The following is a 15,794-nucleotide window of genomic DNA, read 5'->3' on the forward strand; positions in this document are numbered from 1 at the left end:
GGGTCTATCAAAGCCCTATGACGACAGCTTTTCAAGACCTCCATATCACTGATACATTTCCCACTCACTCCCTTGGGAAAGGGCTGTGAACGACGTGGCTTTCGGACGATGCGTGCCCATTTCGCAGTACATCGACTACCCGGCGGACAACCACAAGCTGAGCTGGAACGGCATGCTCGCCTGGCTGCGGCAGAAACGCTGGCAGTGCATGAGTTTTGGCGGGATCGTCTACCTGGTGCTGCTGGTGCCGGTGGTCAACCTGCTGATGATGCCGGCGGCGGTGGCCGGGGCGACCTTGTTCTGGGTTCGTGAGCGCGGTGAAGAGGCCGTGGCCGGCGAGAAGCGCTGAGGCGCCCGCAACGCGGCCTCGTCACAAATCCATCATCAAACAGCCACAGTGTCGCAACCGCCCGGGGCGACACTGTAAACATGACGACAGCTCTGCATATCACCCTGATCACCGAAACCTTCCCACCGGAAATCAATGGGGTGGCCAATACCCTTGGCCGCTTGTGCGACGGACTGCGCGCCCGCGGACACCAGATCGAGCTGGTGCGCCCGCGCCAGAGCTGCGACCAGTCCCGCCCCAGCGATACCGAACTGCTGCTCTGCCGTGGCTGGCCGCTGCCCGGTTACCCCGGCCTGCAATGGGGGCAGTCGTCGATGCACAAGTTGCTGCGACGCTGGAAGAACCAGCGCCCGGATGTGCTGTATATCGCCACCGAAGGTCCGCTCGGCTTGTCGGCCCTGCGTGCGGCCAGGCGTTTGGGGATTTCGGTGGTCAGCGGTTTCCACACCAACTTCCAGCAGTATTCCCATCAATACGGCATGGGCTTGCTGACGCGGGTACTGACCCACTATCTGCGCTGGTTCCACAATCGCTCCAAGCTGACCCTGGTGCCCAGCGTCAGCCAACGCATGGAGCTGGAGCGGCGGCATTTCGAGCGCCTGGAACTGCTCTCCCGCGGCGTCGACAGCCAGTTGTTCCATCCGGCCAAGCGCTTGAGCGCCCTGCGCGACAGCTGGGGGCTGGCGGACGACGATATCGCCTTGCTGTATGTCGGGCGACTGGCGACCGAGAAGAACCTCGGCTTGCTCAAACGCACCTACGAGCGTCTGCGGGAAACTTATCCACAGCGGCGGATGAAGCTGATGGTGGTCGGCGATGGTCCGCAACGTGGCGTGCTGGAAAAGGAAATGCCCGAGGCGTTGTTCTGCGGCACACAGCGGGGCGAGGCCCTGGCCTGTCACTATGCGTCGGCGGATATGTTCCTGTTCCCGAGCCTGACCGAAACCTTCGGCAATGTGGTGCTCGAGGCGCTGGCATCCGGGTTGGGGGTGGTGGCTTACGATGAGGCCGCGGCGGCCCAGCATATCCGCCATGGTTACAACGGCGTGCTGGCCATGCCCGGCGACGAGGACGCATTTTGCGATGCCGCCTGCTGGTTGCTGGAAGGTCGGGAGACCTTGCGCAATGTCCGCCTCAATGCCCGCCAGCATGCCAGCCGGCAAGGTTGGGGAGCGATAGTCGAGCAGTTCGAGAAGCAGTTGCGTGGGGCCTGTGACGCGCCGCTCGTGGAGCGACGCGCTCCGGCCCTGCCGGTGGATGCCGTTGTGACCAATGGCATCCTGAAAACACCGCGCAACCTGTAACCGGGCTTACGCCAGGCTCATCAACGCCTCTCGGCTGAACGGCAGGATGTCCTGCTCGCGGCCGTCGCGCACTTTCACCGCCCAATCCGGGTCCACCAGCAGCGCGCGGCCCACGGCAACCAGGTCGAACTCATCGTTGCCCAGGCGCTCCAGCAGCTTCTCCAGGCTTGCCGGCTGGGCGACCTTGTCGGTGTTGACCATGAACTGCAGGAACTCGCCGTCCAGGCCGACGCTGCCCACGGTGATGGTCGGCTTGCCGGTCAGCTTGCGAGTCCAGCCCGCCAGGTTCAGCTCGGAACCGTCGAACTCCGGCTCCCAGAAACGCCGCGTGGAACAGTGGAAAATATCCACCCCGGCGTCAGACAACGGCTTGAGGAACTCGCCCAGGGCCTCCGGCGTCTGCACCAGGCGGGCGCTGTAGTCCTGCTGCTTCCATTGGGAAAAGCGGAAGATGATCGGGAAGCCAGGCCCCACCGCCGCGCGCACGGCCTGGATCAGCTCGATGGCAAAACGCGAACGGTTGGCCAGGCTGCCACCGTATTCGTCGGTGCGCAGATTGGTGCCTTCCCAGAAGAACTGGTCGATCAGGTAACCGTGGGCACCATGGATCTCGACACCGTCCATGCCGATGCTTTGGGCATCACGAGCCGCCTGGGCGAAGGCCGCGATCACCTCGTCGATGTCCTGTTTCGTCATGCCGTGCACCACGACCTGACCGTCCTTGAGCTTCTCGCTCGGGCCATAGCCCGGCACGCTGGCATCCGGTTCAGTGCCCAGGCGCCGTACATTACCCACATGCCAGAGCTGCGGAACGATCTTGCCTCCTTCGGCGTGCACCGCATCGACGACTTTTTTCCAGCCGGCCAGGGCCGCTTCGCCGTAGAAATGCGGCACGTTCGGGTAACCGTTGGACGCCTGGTGACCGACCGTGGTGCCTTCGGTGACGATCAGGCCGACACCGGCCGCCGCGCGCTTGCGGTAGTACTCGATGACTTTCGAGTTGGGCACGCCACCCGGGGAAAACGAACGGGTCATCGGCGCCATGACCACACGGGTCGGCAACTCCAGCGCGCCAAGATGGAAAGGTCGGAACAGGGCTTTAACGGGCATGGGAGCACTCCACGGCGCAAGGGGAATTTATGATCAGGATAATATTCCGCCATGAACGCGCCGCCCAGCACTATTGATCTGAGTGATTAAGCTTTAGAAGTCGTTGCAGGAGCAGCCGGTCGACATGCTCCTGCGGATACGGCCCGAACGGAACACGGGCAATGAATCAGGCCAGGGCCTTTTCGATCGCATGGATCACCGCCGGATCATCCGGAGCGGTGCGCGGCGAGAAACGCGCCAATACTCGGCCATCCTTGCCCATCAGGAACTTCTCGAAATTCCAGGTGATATCCCCAGGAAACTCCGCACCCTCGCCCGCCAGCAGACGGTACAGCTGGTGACGGTCATGACCGTTGACCTCCAGCTTGCTGCTCAACGGAAAGCTCACGCCATAGTTCAGGTCGCAGAACGCCTGGATCTCCTCCTCGGAGCCCGGCTCCTGCCCGGCAAACTGGTTGCACGGCAGGCCCAAAACACTGAAACCCTGGGCCTTGTATTGCTGATAGAGGTGCTCAAGGGCGGCATATTGGGGTGTCAAGCCGCACTTGGAAGCCACGTTGACCACCAGCACTACATGCCCTTTGAAAGGCGCCAGCGGCAGTTCCTGACCATCCAGCGCTTTTAGTGTCAGATCGTGAAAAGCACTCATGACGAACTCCCGTTTTTCCCGGACTTATACGCGAACATTGTTGCCTGACAGCCTGACCGGTTTCCAGTTAAAAACCGCGGCTGACTAAAAAAGGCGCCCGTGGGCGCCTTCCAACTACCAGAGCTTAGCAGCAGAAATCAGTGGTGATGGCCGCCTTCGCCATGGACGTGACCATGGGCGACTTCTTCCTGGCTGGCATCACGGATTTCGATGATCTTGACCTGGAAAGTCAGGCGCTGGCCAGCCAGAGGGTGGTTGCCGTCAACGGTGACATCGTCGCCGTCCAGGTCGCGAATGGTGACGATCTGCATCTGGCCGTCCGGAGCGGAAGCGTGGAACTGCATGCCGACTTCCAGCTCGTCGACACCTTCGAACATGCTGCGGCTCAGGGTGCTGACCAGTTCAGCGGAGTATTCACCGTAGGCATCTTCCGGCTCGACGGACACCTTCAGCTCGTCGCCGACGTTCTTGCCTTCCAGGGCCTTTTCCAGACCTGGGATAATATTGCCGGCACCGTGCAGGTACACCAGCGGGGCGCCGCCGGCAGAGCTGTCGATGACCTCACCAGCATCGTTGGTAAGGGTATAGTCGATGGAGACAGCCTTGTTGGCAGCGATCGTCATATGAGCGAGACCTTTTGCATAGGAATAAAGAGCGGACAAGTCTAAACAAGGATTCGTCCGAAAGCGAACTGAACCCGGACAGACGGGCCAAGACCATGCCTGTAACCATTATCGGCTTTCATCAGGACGAGGACGGGCACTGGGTGGCCGAGCTGTCCTGCGGCCATACCCAGCACCTGCGCCATCAACCGCCCTGGCAGTCGCGCGCCTGGGTACTCGATCCCGTGCGGCGCGCGGAAAAAATCGCTCAGGGCTTTGAATGTGGTTGGTGCGCTCGAGGCTCGGTTAACGATAACCTTGGCGACTGAACTTCGCAGACGACCAGACATAGGCCGTCGCACTTGCGCTTCCTCAAGAGAATACGCATGCAAACTTTTTTTATCGCGCCCACCGATTTTGGTGTGGGTCTGACCTCGATCAGCCTCGGGCTGGTCCGTACGCTGGAACGCGCCGGGTTGAAAGTCGGCTTTTTCAAACCCATCGCCCAGCCCCATCCCGGCGACCTGGGCCCGGAGCGCTCCACCGAACTGGTGGCCCGCACCCATGGCCTGAAACCGCCCCAGCCCCTGGGTCTGGCCCATGTCGAGCGGATGCTCGGCGACGGCCAGCTCGATGAGCTGCTGGAAGAAATCATCACCCTCTACCAACAGGCCGCCGTCGGCAAGGACGTGCTGGTGGTCGAAGGCATGGTTCCGACCCGTAGCGCCAGCTATGCGGCCCGGGTCAACCAGCACCTGGCCAAGAGCCTGGATGCCGAGGTGATCCTGGTCTCGGCGGCGGAAAACGAAGTGCTCAGCGAACTCTCCGGGCGGGTCGAATTGCAGGCGCAACTGTTCGGTGGTCCCAAGGACCCGAAAGTGCTCGGGGTGATCCTCAACAAGGTCCGCACCGACGAGAGCATGGCCGACTTCTCCGCCCGTCTGAAGGAGCATTCGCCGTTGCTGCGCAGTGGCGATTTCCGCCTGCTGGGCTGCATTCCGTTCCAGCCGGACCTGAATGCGCCGCGCACCCGCGATGTCGCCGAACTGCTCGGCGCCCAGGTGCTCAACGCCGGTGACTACGAGCAGCGGCGCATGAACAAGATCATCATCTGCGCCCGTACGGTGCGCAATACCATCGACCTGCTCAAGCCCGGCGTGCTGGTGGTGACCCCGGGCGACCGCGACGACATCATCCTCGCAGTGAGCATTGCCTCGATGAACGGCGTGCCCCTGGCCGGCCTGTTGCTGACCAGCGACACCCTGCCCGATCCGCGCATCATGGAACTCTGTCGTGGCGCGATGGCCGCGGGCCTGCCGGTATTGTCGGTGAGCACCGGCTCCTACGACACCGCCAACCAGCTCAATGGCCTGAACAAGGAAATCCCCATCGATGACCGCGAGCGCGCGGAGATCATCACCGATTTCGTCGCCGGGCACCTCGACGCCCACTGGCTGCACCAGCGCTGCGGCACCCCACGGGAAATGCGCCTGACCCCGGCGGTGTTTCGCTACCAGTTGATCCAGCGTGCCCAGGAAGCCAACAAACGCATCGTCCTGCCCGAAGGCAGCGAACCGTTGACCGTGCAGGCGGCGGCCATCTGCCAGGCCCGGGGCATCGCCCGCTGCGTGTTGCTGGCCAAGCCGGCGGAAGTCGAGGCGGTGGCCCGGGCCCATGGTTTCGAACTGCCGCCGGGGCTGGAGATTCTCGACCCGGACCTGATTCGCGGGCGCTACGCCGAGCCCATGGTGGCCCTGCGCAAGAGCAAGAGCCTGAACACGCCGATGGCCGAGCAGCAACTGGAAGACACCGTGGTGATCGGCACCATGATGCTGGCGCTGGACGAGGTCGACGGACTGGTTTCCGGGGTGATCCACTCCACCGCCAACACCATTCGCCCGGCCCTGCAACTGATCAAGACCGCGCCGGGTTGCACCCTGGTGTCATCGGTGTTCTTCATGCTGTTCCCGGACCAGGTGCTGGTCTATGGCGACTGCGTGATGAACCCCCATCCGTCAGCGGCGGAGCTGGCGGAAATCGCCCTGCAAAGCGCCGACTCGGCCCAGGCCTTCGGGATCACGCCACGGGTGGCGATGATCAGCTACTCCAGCGGCGAATCGGCCAGTGGCGAGGAAGTGGAGAAAGTCCGCGAAGCCACCCTGCTGGCCCATGAGTCCCAGAGCACGTTGCTGATCGACGGTCCGTTGCAGTACGACGCCGCCGCCAACGAAGCCGTGGCCCGGCAACTGGCGCCCAACAGCCAGGTGGCGGGACGCGCCACGGTGTTCGTGTTCCCCGACCTGAACACCGGCAACACCACCCACAAGGCGGTGCAGCGCAGCGCCGACTGCGTCAGCCTGGGGCCGATGCTGCAAGGCCTGCGCAAGCCGGTCAACGACCTGCCGCGCGGCGCCCAGGTGGACGACATCGTCTACACCATCGCCCTCACCGCGATCCAAGCCGCCAACCGACCTGTGGATATCTGAATGCTAGACTTTCTCCCGGCCCCGCTGCGGGGCGTGATCGCCTCGCTGCTGTTGACGTTGAATACCTTGCTGCTGTGTTCATTCCTGTTCTGCGTGGCGCTGCTCAAGGTGCTGCCCTTTGCCCTGACCCAGCGTGTCACCCACTGGCTGATGAACCATACCCATGAGGCCTGGGTCAGCAACAACAAGGCCTGGATGCAACTGGTCCGCCGCACCCGCTGGCACCTCAGCGGCCTGGAGGGCCTGGACTACCAGCATTCCTACCTGGTCACCAGCAACCACCAGAGCTGGGTCGACATCATGGTCTTGCAGTACGTGCTCAACCGGAAGATCCAGCCACTGAAGTTCTTTCTCAAGCAGGAGCTGATCTGGGTCCCGGTGATCGGCCTGGCCTGGTGGGCTCTGGGTTTTCCGTTTATGAAGCGCTACTCCAAGGCGTACCTGGAGAAGCACCCGGAAAAGAAAGGCAAGGACCTGGAAACCACCCGCAAGACCTGCGCGAAGTTTCGCGACAACCCTGTGGGTATCTTCAATTTTGCTGAAGGCACGCGCTTTACCAAGGGCAAGCATGCGCAGCAGCAGTCACCGTTCCGTTATCTGTTGAAACCCAAGGCCGGCGGTATCGCCTTTGTGCTGGATGCCATGGGCGAGCAACTGGAGTCCATCGTCAACGTGACCATCCACTATCCGGGCGGCAAGCCGGGGTATTGGGATCTGCTGTGTGGCAACGTGCGGGATGTGGTGGTGCACTTTGAAGAACTGAAGGTTCCGCGGCAGTTTGTCGGCAGGAACTACGACCAGGACGGAGAATACCGCCTGGCGTTCCAGGGCTGGATCAACCAGTTGTGGGAAGAGAAGGACGCGTTGTTGGCGCAGATGCATCGCGAGTATCCCGCCAAGTCTTGAGGCGCCGCGAAGACGATCTCCAAGACACAAAAAAGCCCGCAGCCGATCACTCGACTGCGGGCTTTTTAACAGCTGCTGATCCTTAGATCGCGCCGCGCTGGCGCAACAGCTCCAGGACTTGCTTCACGCTGTCTTCCAACGACAGTGCTTGCGTATCCACCACCAGATCGGCATCCAGCGGCACATCGTAGGGGAACGACTCGCCCGGAATGTTATCGCCACCGGCCGCGTACAGGCCCTGGGGATCACGTTCCTGGCACGCCTGCGGCGAAGCCTGGACATAGACCGTCAACACACGTTCGCTACCGATCAGCGCCTTGGCCTGTTCACGGCCCTCGGCATCCGGTGCGACGAACGCGGCCAATGTCAGCAAACCCGCCTCGTTGAACTGACGCGCCACATGCGCGGCACGCCGCCAGTTCTCGGTACGCCCGGCACGGTCCTGCGGCAAGCCCTTGTTCAGGTCATGACGCAGGTTCTGGCCGTCCAGCACAAATACCGCACGACCCAGGTCGAACAGCTTGCGCTCCACGGCGTAAGCCAGGGTGCTCTTGCCCGCGCCCGACAAACCGGTGAACAGCACCGTCGCCGGTTGCTGGCCGAAACGCTGGGCACGTTCCTCGGTGGCCACATGGGCCAGCTTGCCGTGATGGGTGGCGCTGCCATGGGCCAGCGGCTGGGCGACGATCATGCCGGCGCCCACGGTGCCATTGGTCAAGCGGTCAATAATGATGAACGAACCGGTAGTGCGGTTGCTGTCGTAACCGTCCAGGGCAATCGGCGCGTCCAGGGCGATCTTGACCTTGCCGATCTCGTTCAACTGCAAGGCGCTGGCCGGGCCTTCTTCCAGAGTGTTCACATCGACCTTGTTGACGATGCTGGCAATCGAACCCGGAACGTAGCTGGTAGCGCGCTTGATGTCGTATTTCTTGCCCGGCAGCATCGGTTCTTCAGCCATCCAGACCAGCATGGCCTCGAAGCTGTCGGTCACCGGCGGCACATTGTCGGCATGCACCAGCAGGTCGCCACGGGAGATGTCGATCTCGTCTTCCATGGTCAGGGTCACGGCCTGGCCGGGACCGGCGCTTTCCAGCTCGCCTTCGAAGGTGACGATGGACTTCACCCGGCTGCTCTTGCCCGAAGGCAGCACCACCACGTCATCGCCCTTCTTCACGATGCCGCTCGCCAGGGTACCGGCGAAGCCACGGAAGTTCAGGTTCGGCCGGTTGACGTACTGCACCGGGAAACGCAGGTCGGTGAAGTTACGGTCGCCCGCCACTTCCACGGTTTCGAGGATTTCCATCAGCGACTGGCCGGTGTACCAGGGCGAACGCTCGCTCTTGTTCACCACGTTGTCGCCCTTCAAGGCCGACATCGGCACGAAGTGCATGCTGGTCGGCTTCAGCTTCAAGCCCTCGGCGAACTTCAGGTAGTCGGCCTTGATCGACTCGAACACGCCCTGGTCGAAGTCCTTGAGGTCCATCTTGTTGATGGCGACGACGATATGCTTGATCCCCAGCAACGAGGCGATAAAGCTGTGGCGACGGGTCTGGGTCTGCACGCCGTAGCGGGCGTCCACCAGGATGATCGCCAGGTCACAGGTGGAGGCACCGGTGGCCATGTTGCGGGTGTACTGCTCATGGCCGGGGGTGTCGGCGATGATGAATTTGCGCTTGGCGGTGGAGAAATAGCGGTAGGCGACATCGATGGTGATGCCCTGCTCGCGCTCGGCCTGCAGGCCGTCGACCAGCAAGGCCAGGTCGATGTCGTCACCGGTGGTGCCGACTTTCTTCGAATCGCGGGTGATGGCTTCCAGATGGTCTTCGTAGATCATCTTGGAGTCGTGCAGCAGGCGCCCGATCAGGGTGCTCTTGCCGTCGTCGACGTTACCGCAGGTCAGGAAACGCAGCAGTTCTTTACGCTCGTGCTGGCCCAGGTAGGCGAGGATGTCCTCGCTGATCAAATCAGATTGATGCGACATGCTTAGACCCTGTTTAGAAATAGCCCTGACGTTTCTTGTCTTCCATCGAACCGGCACCATCGTGGTCGATGACCCGGCCCTGGCGCTCGGAAGTACGCGTCAGGAGCATTTCCTGAATGATGTCCGTGAGGGTTTCAGCCTCGGACTCCACCGCGCCCGTCAACGGGTAGCAGCCAAGGGTACGGAAACGCACCTTCTTCTTGACGATGCGCGCCTTGTCCTCGTCGGACAGGTGCTCGAGGATCCGCTCGTCGTCGATCATGATCAGGGTGCCGTTCTTCTCGATGACGTCGCGCTCGGCGGCGAAATACAGCGGCACGATCGGGATGCCTTCGAGGTAGATGTACTGCCAGATGTCCAGCTCGGTCCAGTTCGACAATGGGAAGACGCGGATCGACTCGCCTTTGTTGACCTTGCCGTTGTAGACGTTCCACAACTCCGGACGCTGGTTCTTCGGGTCCCAGCGGTGCTTGCTGTCGCGGAAGGAGTAGACGCGTTCCTTGGCCCGCGACTTCTCTTCGTCACGCCGGGCGCCGCCGAAAGCCGCATCGAAACCGTACTTGTCCAGGGCCTGCTTGAGGCCCTCGGTCTTCATGATGTCGGTGTGCTTGGCGCTGCCGTGGGTGAAGGGGTTGATGCCCTGCGCCACGCCGTCCGGGTTCACATGGGTGATCAGGTCCAGGCCCAGCTCGGCAACCATCTTGTCGCGGAAGCTGTACATCTCCTGGAATTTCCAGCGGGTGTCGACATGCATCACCGGAAACGGCAGCTTGCCCGGGAAAAACGCCTTGCGCGCCAGGTGCAGCATCACGGCGGAGTCTTTACCGATGGAGTACAGCATCACCGGATTATCGAACTCGGCGGCCACCTCGCGGATGATATGGATGCTTTCCGCCTCCAGCTGTTTCAGATGCGTCAGTTTGTCGACCATGGCTACTCACGAAAAGCGTTCTTATGGACGGCCAGCGGGCCGTGTTCGAGCGAGGCATGCTAGCACAGCACCCTATTCTATTGAGGGGGCCGACTAGATCGAAACGGTATAAGAATATACCGGGGCGTTTGACCGCTCAGATCGGGTTCGGACAATCGATAAACAGATGCTCCACCGCGAAACGCCGCGCCAGGTACTCGCCCAGCGCCTGCACGCCATAACGCTCGGTAGCGTGATGACCGGCGGCGATAAAGCTGATGCCATTCTCCCGCGCGCTATGGAAAGTCTGCTCGGAGGCCTCGCCACTCAGGTACAGGTCGACACCGGCCAACACCGCCTGGTCGATATAGCCCTGGCCGCCGCCGGTGCACCAGCCGACCCGGCGGATCATGTCGTCGCCCTCGATCAGCAACGGCTCGCGCCCCAGCACTTCCTGGACCTTGCGCGCGAAGTCACGGGCGGTCATCGGCTCGGTCAGGGAGCCCACCAGTCCGACAATCTTCGGGTTGTCCGGGTCCAGCGGGCCTTCCACGGTAATATCCAGCTGCTTTGCAAGCTGCACGTTGTTACCGACCTCCGGATGCAGGTCCAACGGCAGGTGATAGGCCAGCAGGCTGATGTCGTGCTTGAGCAGGGTCTTCAACCGGCGCTGCTTCATCCCGGTGACACAAGGGTCCTCGCCCTTCCAGAAATAACCGTGGTGCACCAGAATCAGGTCGGCCTGGGCTTCGACGGCCGCATCCAGCAGCGCCTGGCTGGCGGTGACGCCGCTGACGATGCGCATCACCTGTGGCCGGCCCTCGACCTGCAAGCCATTGGGGCAATAGTCGGCAATCCGCGCGCTGTTCAGAAAGCGATCCGCTTCCTCGACCAGCGTATTCAATGAAACCGCCATAAAAACTCCTGAATATCCCATTCAGAGGCGCCCGCGGCCTCGTATAATGCGCCACATTATGGGCCGTCCGACATGGCCTGCAACCTTCCAGGACTTTGCTCAATGCTCAAGGCTCTGCGTTTCTTTGGCTGGCCGCTGCTGGCCGGTGTGCTGGTCGCTTTGCTGATCATCCAGCGCTACCCGCAATGGGTCGGCCTGCCCAACCTCGATGTGAACCTGCAACAGGCGCCGCAGACCACCCTCCACCAGCAGGGTCCGTACTCCTATGCCGACGCGGTGGACCTGGCCGCTCCGGCGGTGGCCAACCTGTACACCACCAAGATGGTCAACAAGAACACTCATCCGCTGTTCGAGGACCCACAGTTCCGGCGCTTCTTCGGCGACAACCTGCCCAAGCAGAAGCGCATGGAGTCGAGCCTGGGTTCAGCGGTGATCATGAGTTCCACCGGCTACCTGCTGACCAACAACCACGTGACCGCCGGGGCCGACCAGATAGTGGTGGCCCTCAAGGACGGCCGCGAAACCCTGGCCAAGGTGGTCGGCAGCGACCCGGAAACCGACCTGGCGGTGCTCAAGATCGATCTGCCGAACCTGCCGTCGATCACCATCGGCCGTTCCGACCAGATCCGCATCGGCGATATCGCCCTGGCCATCGGCAACCCGTTCGGGGTCGGCCAGACCACCACCATGGGCATTATCAGCGCCACCGGCCGCAACCAGCTGGGCCTGAACAACTATGAAGACTTCATCCAGACCGACGCGGCGATCAATCCGGGCAACTCCGGCGGCGCGCTGGTGGATGCCAGCGGTAACCTGACCGGCATCAATACGGCGATCTTCTCCAAGTCCGGCGGTTCCCAGGGCATCGGCTTTGCGATTCCGATCAATCTGGCGGTGGAAGTGATGAAGGCGATCATCGAGCACGGCCAGGTGATTCGCGGCTGGCTGGGGATCGAGGTGCAGCCCCTGACCCAGGACCTGGCGGAGTCGTTCGGCCTCAGCGGGCGTCCGGGCATCGTGGTGGCGGGCGTGTTCCGTGACGGTCCGGCGCAGAAAGCCGGTTTGCAACTGGGGGATGTGATTCTCAGCATCGACGGCGAGCCGGCCACGGACGGTCGTCGTTCGATGAATCAGGTGGCGCGGATCAAGCCGACCGACAAGGTGGCCATCCAGGTGCTGCGCAACGGCAAGGAGCTCAAGCTGATGGCGGAAATCGGCCTGCGGCCACCGCAGCAGACGCCACCGCAGGAAGAGGAATAAGGCAAAAGCTTCGTCGGAACGCTGACCGGACCAAGCGCCACTCCCACAGAAATCAAATTGACTCCGAATCTCGCGTACGACTCGGAGTCTATGGGAGCGGAGCTTGTCCGCGAAGACGGCCTAGAGTACGCCCAAGGCGTCGATCAGCGCCTGGTTCTGAGCCGGCAAACCGATGGTGATCCGCAGGAACTGGGCAATGCGCTCCTGCTTGAAGTGCCGCACGATCACGCCCTGCTCCCGGACCTTGGCCGCCAGCGCCGCCGCATCGTGTTGCGGGTGACGGGCGAAGATGAAGTTCGCCGCCGACGGCAGCACCTCGAAACCCTTGGCCTGCAACTGCGCCACCAGCCACTCGCGACTGTCGATCACCTTGCGGCAGGTCTCTTCGAAGTACGCCTTGTCCTCGAACGCCGCCGCCGCACCGGCAATCGCCATGCGGTCCAGCGGGTAGGAGTTGAAGCTGTTCTTGATCCGCTCCAGGGCCTCGATCAGGTCCGGGTGCCCGACCGCCAGGCCGACCCGCAATCCCGCCAGGGAACGCGACTTGGACAGGGTCTGGGTCACCAGCAGGTTCGGATAACGGTCCACCAGGCCGATGGCCGTTTCGCCGCCGAAGTCGATATAGGCCTCGTCGACCACCACCACCGAATCCGGGCTGGCCTTGAGTATCTGCTCCACCGCGTCCAGTGCCAGCAGGCAACCGGTCGGCGCGTTCGGGTTGGGGAAAATGATCCCGCCGTTGGGCCGCGCGTAGTCCGCCACGCGAATCTGGAACTGTTCGTCCAGCGGCAAGGCGTCGAAGGTGATTCCGTACAGGCCGCAGTACACCGGGTAGAAGCTGTAGCTGATATCCGGGAACAGCAAGGGTCGATCCTGCTGGAACAGACCGTAGAAGATGTGGGCCAGGACCTCGTCGGAGCCGTTGCCGAGAAACACCTGGTTGGTGTTCACGCCGTAGTACTCGGCCACGGCGTGCTTGAGCAGGTCGCCGTTGGGGTCCGGGTACAGACGCAGATTGTCGTTCACTTCCGCCTGCATCGCGGCCAGGGCCTTGGGCGAAGGACCGTAGGGGTTCTCATTGGTGTTGAGCTTGACCAGCTTGGTCAGCTTCGGTTGCTCACCCGGCACATAGGGCACCAGGTCCTTGACGAATTTGCTCCAGAACTTGCTCATGCTGGTTTCCCCTGTTCCTTATCAGCGACAATCCGATATTCCGCACTACGGGCGTGGGCGCTCAACGACTCTCCACGGGCCAGCACCGAAGCGGTCTTGCCCAGCTCGGACGCGCCCTGCTCCGAGCAGAAAATGATCGACGAACGTTTCTGGAAGTCATACACCCCCAGCGGTGACGAGAAGCGTGCGGTGCCGGAAGTCGGCAACACATGGTTGGGACCGGCGCAGTAGTCGCCCAGGGCCTCGGAGGTGTGACGACCCATGAAGATCGCCCCGGCGTGACGGATCTGCGGCAGCCAGGCCTGCGGGTCGGCGACCGACAGCTCAAGGTGCTCCGGGGCGATGCGGTTGGCCACATCAATCGCCTGCTGCATATCTCGCACCTGGATCAAGGCGCCACGGCCGTTGATCGAGGTCTCGATAATCGCCGCACGCTCCATGGTCGGCAGCAGCTTGGCGATGCTCGCGGCGACCTGGTCGAGGAACGCGGCGTCCGGGCTGACCAGGATGGCCTGGGCATCTTCGTCATGCTCGGCCTGGGAAAACAGGTCCATGGCGATCCAGTCCGGGTCGGTCTGGCCGTCGCAGACCACAAGGATCTCCGACGGGCCGGCGATCATGTCGATACCGACCTGGCCGAACACGTGGCGCTTGGCCGTGGCCACATAGATATTGCCGGGGCCGACCACCTTGTCGACCTTGGGCACGCTCTCGGTGCCATAGGCCAAAGCCGCCACCGCCTGGGCGCCGCCGATGGTGAACACCCGGTCGACCCCGGCGATGCACGCCGCCGCCAGCACCAGCTCGTTGATTTCGCCACGGGGCGTCGGCACCACCATCACCACTTCGGCAACCCCCGCCACCTTGGCCGGAATCGCGTTCATCAGCACCGAAGACGGATAGGACGCCTTGCCACCCGGCACGTACAAGCCGGCACGATCCAGCGGCGTGACCTTCTGGCCCAGCACCGTGCCGTCGGCCTCGGTGTAGCTCCAGGAGTCCTGCTTCTGTTTTTCGTGGTAGCTGCGCACGCGCTCGGCGGCCTTTTCCAAGGCTTCGCGTTGCGGCGCGGTGATCCGCGTCAGGGCCAGTTCGAGGCGCTCACGGGGCAGGATCAGATCAGCCATGGAAGCGACTTCCAGGCCGTCGAAACGCTGGGTGAACTCCACCAGCGCCGCATCGCCGCGCTCGCGCACGGCCTTGATGATATCGAGCACCCGCTGGTTGACCGAGTCGTCGGACACACTTTCCCAGCTCAGCAGATGATCCAGATGATGAGCGAAGTCGGGATCGGCAGCGTTGAGTCGGCGAATTGCGTTGGACGTGGTCATAGCGTGGGCCTCAATAATTGGCGAATGCTTGGGAACAGCAGATCTCAGGCGCCGCAAGACTACCAAGCCATCCGCGTGGGCACCTGAGAATTCTGGCTATGACACGGATAGATGGGCGCGGCTCAAGGCCGCGCAATTGAATCAGCTGCGATGTCGCGATTCCACTGCCTTGCGCAGGGTATCGATCAGGGACTGGATGCGGGCGTGCTGCATTTTCATCGAGGCCTTGTTCACCACCAGGCGCGAACTGATGGTCGCGATCAGCTCCTGGGGTTCCAGACCGTTGGCCCGCAGGGTATTGCCGGTGTCGACAACGTCGATGATCTTGTCGGCCAGGCCGATCAGCGGTGCCAGCTCCATCGAGCCGTAGAGCTTGATGATATCGACCTGACGCCCCTGTTCGGCATAGTAGCGCTTGGCGACGTTGACGAACTTGGTCGCCACCCGCAGGCGGCCCTTGGGCTCGACGGCACCGATAGCACCGGCGGTCATCAGCCGGCATTGGGCGATCTGCAGGTCCAGGGGTTCATACAGACCCTGGCCGCCGTATTCCATCAGCACATCTTTACCGGCCACACCGAGGTCGGCCGCGCCATGCTCGACATAGGTCGGCACGTCGGTGGCCCGGACGATCAGCAGGCGTACATCGGCCTGGGTCGTGGGAATGATCAGCTTGCGGCTCTTGTCCGGATTCTCGGTCGGCACAATGCCCGCTTCTGCAAGCAACGGCAGGGTGTCGTCGAGAATGCGGCCCTTGGACAGTGCAATGGTCAGCATGGGGAAACTAAGTCCTTCAACCTGTATCAGTAAGGCTCAT

General features: G+C 62.4%; 13 protein-coding genes and 2 pseudogenes. 6 read left to right on the plus strand and 9 right to left on the minus strand.

Annotated elements, in window-relative coordinates:
• Window positions 1-121: 121 nt before the first annotated feature.
• A pseudogene (locus HX830_RS15735) lies at window positions 122-349 on the plus strand (EI24 domain-containing protein); the annotation flags it as partial.
• An 80-nt stretch (window positions 350-429) separates the two neighbouring features.
• Window positions 430-1,653: a glycosyltransferase family 4 protein gene (locus tag HX830_RS15740; protein ID WP_103498236.1), complete on the plus strand. Its 1,224-nt coding sequence runs from the start codon at window positions 430-432 to the stop codon at window positions 1,651-1,653.
• A 6-nt stretch (window positions 1,654-1,659) separates the two neighbouring features.
• Here the strand turns inward: HX830_RS15740 and HX830_RS15745 are convergent, their stop codons facing one another.
• The 3 genes from HX830_RS15745 to HX830_RS15755 form a co-directional block, all read right to left on the minus strand.
• Complete coding sequence (locus tag HX830_RS15745; protein ID WP_152740044.1) at window positions 1,660-2,763, minus strand: NADH:flavin oxidoreductase; 1,104 nt, start codon at window positions 2,761-2,763, stop codon at window positions 1,660-1,662.
• A gap of 166 nt (window positions 2,764-2,929) precedes the next feature.
• Window positions 2,930-3,412, minus strand: coding sequence for a glutathione peroxidase (locus HX830_RS15750; protein WP_177101115.1), 483 nt, complete (start codon window positions 3,410-3,412; stop codon window positions 2,930-2,932).
• Between the two features lie 137 nt (window positions 3,413-3,549).
• On the minus strand, window positions 3,550-4,035 hold the full coding sequence (locus HX830_RS15755) for an FKBP-type peptidyl-prolyl cis-trans isomerase (RefSeq protein WP_103498239.1): 486 nt from the start codon (window positions 4,033-4,035) through the stop codon (window positions 3,550-3,552).
• Here HX830_RS15755 and HX830_RS15760 point away from each other — a divergent pair.
• The 3 genes and pseudogenes from HX830_RS15760 to HX830_RS15770 all read left to right on the plus strand — a co-directional run.
• Window positions 4,032-4,343 (plus strand): annotated as a pseudogene (locus tag HX830_RS15760) (DUF3565 domain-containing protein); the annotation flags it as partial. The gene HX830_RS15755 and the pseudogene HX830_RS15760 overlap by 4 nt on opposite strands.
• Before the next feature lie 57 nt (window positions 4,344-4,400).
• Window positions 4,401-6,500, plus strand: coding sequence for a phosphate acetyltransferase (pta, locus tag HX830_RS15765; protein WP_103498240.1), 2,100 nt, complete (start codon window positions 4,401-4,403; stop codon window positions 6,498-6,500).
• Window positions 6,501-7,406 (plus strand): acyltransferase, encoded by a 906-nt coding sequence (locus HX830_RS15770; protein WP_177101119.1) that lies wholly within the window; start codon window positions 6,501-6,503, stop codon window positions 7,404-7,406. It abuts the gene before it with no gap.
• Between the two features lie 82 nt (window positions 7,407-7,488).
• Here the strand turns inward: HX830_RS15770 and cysN are convergent, their stop codons facing one another.
• The 3 genes from cysN to HX830_RS15785 all read right to left on the minus strand — a co-directional run bounded on the left by cysN (window position 7,489) and on the right by HX830_RS15785 (window position 11,213).
• Window positions 7,489-9,387, minus strand: a complete 1,899-nt coding sequence (gene cysN, locus HX830_RS15775; protein ID WP_103498058.1) for a sulfate adenylyltransferase subunit CysN — start codon at window positions 9,385-9,387, stop codon at window positions 7,489-7,491.
• Between the two features lie 13 nt (window positions 9,388-9,400).
• A complete protein-coding gene (gene cysD, locus HX830_RS15780) occupies window positions 9,401-10,318 on the minus strand; it encodes a sulfate adenylyltransferase subunit CysD (RefSeq protein WP_100942227.1) in 918 nt (305 codons plus the stop codon).
• 136 nt (window positions 10,319-10,454) lie between these two features.
• Complete coding sequence (locus HX830_RS15785) at window positions 10,455-11,213, minus strand: Nif3-like dinuclear metal center hexameric protein (protein ID WP_177101127.1); 759 nt, start codon at window positions 11,211-11,213, stop codon at window positions 10,455-10,457.
• Window positions 11,214-11,315: 102 nt separating this feature from the next.
• Between HX830_RS15785 and algW the strand changes: the two genes are divergently transcribed.
• Window positions 11,316-12,473, plus strand: coding sequence for a Do family serine endopeptidase AlgW (gene algW / locus HX830_RS15790; protein ID WP_103498061.1), 1,158 nt, complete (start codon window positions 11,316-11,318; stop codon window positions 12,471-12,473).
• Between the two features lie 120 nt (window positions 12,474-12,593).
• Here the strand turns inward: algW and hisC are convergent, their stop codons facing one another.
• The 3 genes from hisC to hisG form a co-directional block, all read right to left on the minus strand.
• The gene (gene hisC, locus HX830_RS15795; RefSeq protein ID WP_177101129.1) at window positions 12,594-13,646 is read right to left on the minus strand and encodes a histidinol-phosphate transaminase; all 1,053 of its coding nucleotides are present in this window, start codon (window positions 13,644-13,646) and stop codon (window positions 12,594-12,596) included.
• Window positions 13,643-14,977: a histidinol dehydrogenase gene (gene hisD / locus HX830_RS15800; RefSeq protein ID WP_103498063.1), complete on the minus strand. Its 1,335-nt coding sequence runs from the start codon at window positions 14,975-14,977 to the stop codon at window positions 13,643-13,645. Before hisD ends, hisC begins: the two co-directional genes overlap by 4 nt.
• A 141-nt stretch (window positions 14,978-15,118) precedes the next feature.
• Entirely contained in the window at window positions 15,119-15,754 is a 636-nt protein-coding gene (gene hisG, locus HX830_RS15805) for an ATP phosphoribosyltransferase (protein WP_103498064.1), read from the minus strand.
• Window positions 15,755-15,794 lie beyond the last annotated feature (40 nt).

Origin of the sequence: Pseudomonas gingeri (assembly GCF_013385425.1) — a bacterium.
Lineage (GTDB): Bacteria > Pseudomonadota > Gammaproteobacteria > Pseudomonadales > Pseudomonadaceae > Aquipseudomonas > Aquipseudomonas gingeri_D.